5 protein-coding genes are annotated in these 3,321 nt (G+C 64.3%); all 5 read left to right on the top strand.

The annotated features are described in order from the left end of the window. The coding region (locus AC1DMG_RS21120) for a DUF1674 domain-containing protein (protein ID WP_477181050.1) at nucleotides 1–224 on the top strand (224 nt) is incomplete at its 5' end. 82 nt (nucleotides 225–306) lie between these two features. Continuing rightward, complete coding sequence (gene sdhC, locus AC1DMG_RS21115; RefSeq protein ID WP_441604023.1) at nucleotides 307–702, top strand: succinate dehydrogenase, cytochrome b556 subunit; 396 nt, start codon at nucleotides 307–309, stop codon at nucleotides 700–702. Then, a complete protein-coding gene (sdhD, locus tag AC1DMG_RS21110) occupies nucleotides 699–1,112 on the top strand; it encodes a succinate dehydrogenase, hydrophobic membrane anchor protein (RefSeq protein ID WP_477181049.1) in 414 nt (137 codons plus the stop codon). Before sdhC ends, sdhD begins: the two co-directional genes overlap by 4 nt. A gap of 4 nt (nucleotides 1,113–1,116) precedes the next feature. Beyond that, a complete protein-coding gene (gene sdhA, locus AC1DMG_RS21105; protein ID WP_477176010.1) occupies nucleotides 1,117–2,904 on the top strand; it encodes a succinate dehydrogenase flavoprotein subunit in 1,788 nt (595 codons plus the stop codon). Nucleotides 2,905–2,925: 21 nt separating this feature from the next. After that, the coding region (locus AC1DMG_RS21100) for a 2Fe-2S iron-sulfur cluster-binding protein (protein ID WP_477181048.1) at nucleotides 2,926–3,321 on the top strand (396 nt) is incomplete at its 3' end.

The raw sequence follows: 3,321 nt of genomic DNA, 5'->3' as shown, positions 1-3,321 counted from the left end.
CGTCAAGGTTGTGCTGCATTAACGCAGGTATTACGCTTTTACGGCTTTCAAACACCATGTCCGATACCTCCTCCCAAACTGAGTCCAAACCCGCGTCCGCTCCGGTGGAGCAGGTTCCCGTGCCCGCGGTTCCGGCCACGGACAAGACTTCGACGGAGCGAGCGGCCCCCGATCCCACCCGCTACGGCGATTGGGAAAAGAACGGGCGCTGTATCGACTTCTGATTCGCCGCGCCGGCTCGGGTCGGCGTCGTCGGAGCGGGAAGGGCGGTAAAGGGCATCAGCGATTCCACCCAGGATAGCCGCCATGGCAGACACGCAACGACCGCTCTCTCCCCACATGGGCATATATAAGTGGCAAGTGCAGATGGTGACCTCCATCGTGCACCGCGCTACCGGTATCGCCCTCTCCGTCGGAACCTTGCTCGTGTTGTGGGGTGTGTTCTCCCTCGCCAGCGGCGAAGACAGCTATAACCAGTTCAAGACCTGCATCGGCAGCCCCATCGGCATGATCCTGCTGATCGGCTGGAGCTGGGCGCTGTTTTTCCACCTGCTCAACGGCATCCGCCACCTGATCCAGGACGGCGGCATGGGCTACGCCATTCCGCAGTTCGTCCGTTCCAGCTGGCTTTCGATCATCGGCAGCGTGGTGCTGACCATCATCGTGTGGGCCTACGTGCTGACTGCCGGAGGTGCCGCATGAGCGCCAACGGCCCGCAGTACGACGTGCGCAAGCAATTGCGCAACCCCTTGAAGCGCGCCCGCGGCCTCGGCTCGGCGCAGTCCGGTGTCGGTCATTGGTGGACGCAGCGCATCACCGCCGCGGCGCTGGTGTTCCTCGGCATCTGGTTTGTGGTGACGGTGCTGGGCGCCTTGCACGCCGACTACGCCACCGCGCGCGCCATGATCGCCAAGCCCTGGAACGCGCTGCTGCTGGTCGCCTTCGTGCTGGCCATGTGCTGGCACGCGGTGCTCGGCCTGCAGGTGGTGATCGAAGATTACGTCCATACCCGCTGGGTGGAGGTGTCCCTCCTGGTGCTGGTGAAGTTCATTGCARTGCTCGGCACGTTGGCCACGTTGATGGCCGTGCTGCGCGTGGCGCTGGGAGCCTGATTCGATGGAAAGCTACAAGATCCAACAGCATAAGTACGACGTGATCGTGGTCGGCGCCGGCGGCGCAGGCCTGCGCGCCACCTTCGGCCTGGCCGAGAAGGGCCTCAAGGCCGCGTGCATCACCAAGGTGTTCCCGACCCGCTCGCACACGGTGGCGGCGCAGGGCGGCATCTCGGCGGCGCTCGGCAACATGGGCGAGGACGACTGGCGCTTCCACTTCTACGACACGATCAAGGGTTCGGACTGGCTCGGCGACCAGGACGCGATCGAATACATGTGCCGCGAGGCGATCCCGGCGATCATCGAGCTGGAACACTACGGCGTGCCGTTCTCGCGTACCGAGGAAGGCAAGATCTACCAGCGTCCGTTCGGCGGCATGACCACCCACTACGGCAAGGGCACCGCGCAGCGCACCTGCGCCGCGGCCGACCGTACCGGTCACGCCATCCTGCACACGCTGTACCAGCAGGCGCTGGCGCATGACGCCACCTTCTTCATCGAGTACTTCGCCATCGACCTCATCTTCGACGAAGAAGGTGTGTGCCGCGGCGTGCTCGCGCTGGACATGAACGAAGGCACCTTGCACTTCTTCCGCGGCCACGCGGTGGTGCTGGCGACCGGCGGCTACGGCCGCGCCTACTTCAGCGCCACCTCGGCGCATACCTGCACCGGCGACGGTGGCGGCATGGTGCTGCGCGCGGGCCTCGCGCTGCAGGACATGGAGTTCGTGCAGTTCCATCCCACCGGCATCTACGGTTCGGGCTGCCTGATCACCGAAGGCGTGCGTGGCGAAGGCGGTTACCTCACCAACTCCAACGGTGAGCGCTTCATGGAGCGCTATGCGCCCAACGCCAAGGATCTCGCTTCGCGTGACGTGGTCAGCCGCGCCATGACGATGGAAATCCGTGAAGGCCGCGGCGTGGGCGAACACAAGGACCACATCCACATCAACCTGATGCACCTGGGCGCGAACGTGATCCACGAACGCCTGCCCGGCATCGCCGAGTCGGCGCGCATCTTTGCCGGCGTGGACGTGACCAAGGAGCCGATCCCGGTGATCCCGACCGTCCACTACAACATGGGCGGCATCCCCACCAACTATCACGGCGAAGTGGTGCAGAAGCGCGGCGACGACGTCGATGCGGTGGTGCCGGGCCTGTTCGCCATCGGCGAAGCGGCTTGCGTATCCGTGCATGGCGCCAACCGCCTGGGCTCCAACTCGCTGCTCGACCTGGTGGTGTTTGGTCGCGCGGTGTCGCATCGCTGCGCCGAGATCATCAAGCCGGACACGGCCCACAAGGACCTGCCGGCCAGCGTTCTGGACAAGGCTTTGGCCCGTTTCGACGGCCTGCGCAACGCCAAGGGCAGCCTGCCGACCGCGAAGATCCGCGCCGAAATGCAGCGCACGATGCAATCCGATGCGGCCGTGTTCCGTACCGGCGAGTCGCTCAAGGAAGGCTGCGAGAAGATCTCCAAGGTGCGCGAGTCGTTCAAGGACGTGGGCGTCAGCGATCGTTCGCTGGTGTGGAACTCCGACCTGATCGAAACGCTGGAGCTGGCCAACCTGCTCGACCAGGCCGTGGCCACCATGTACTCGGCCGAGCAGCGTCACGAGAGCCGCGGCGCGCATGCCCGTGAGGACTTCCCCGATCGCGACGACCATGTGTGGCAGAAGCACACGATGGTGTCGGTCGATGAAGCCGGCAAGGCCGAGTTCGATTTCCGTCCGGTGCACATGTACACCATGACGAAAGACGTCGACGTCGTGCCGCCGAAAAAGCGCACTTACTGATACCCGGACTGGAGAGCCACTGTGGCTGAGTTTTCGCTTCCTAAAAATTCCAAGGTCCAGCCGGGCAAGCACTTTCCCGCGAAGGACGCCAAGAAGCCGCGCACGTTCCGCATCTATCGCTGGAGCCCGGACGACGGCCAGAACCCGCGCATCGATACGTATGAAGTCGACATGGCTTCGTGCGGCCCGATGGTTCTGGACGCGCTGCTGAAGATCAAGAACGAGATCGACTCGACGCTCACCCTGCGCCGTTCGTGCCGCGAAGGCATCTGCGGCTCGTGCGCGATGAACATCGACGGCACCAATACGCTGGCCTGCACCAAGGCCATCGAGGATTGCGCCTCGGGCGACGTGAAGATCTATCCGCTGCCGCATATGCCGGTGGTGAAGGATCTGGTGCCCGACCTCACGCACTTC

It is taken from the genome of Dyella sp. 01N36 (genome assembly GCF_056399745.1).
The sequence above is the reverse complement of the archived record's forward strand: the minus strand, read 5'-3'. Positions and strand labels throughout refer to the sequence as shown.

Coding starts and splice junctions, on each gene's coding strand:
- sdhC (WP_441604023.1), top strand. CDS start 307: ATGGCAGACACGCAACGACCGCTCTCTCCCCACATGGGCATATATAAG.
- sdhA (WP_477176010.1), top strand. CDS start 1,117: ATGGAAAGCTACAAGATCCAACAGCATAAGTACGACGTGATCGTGGTC.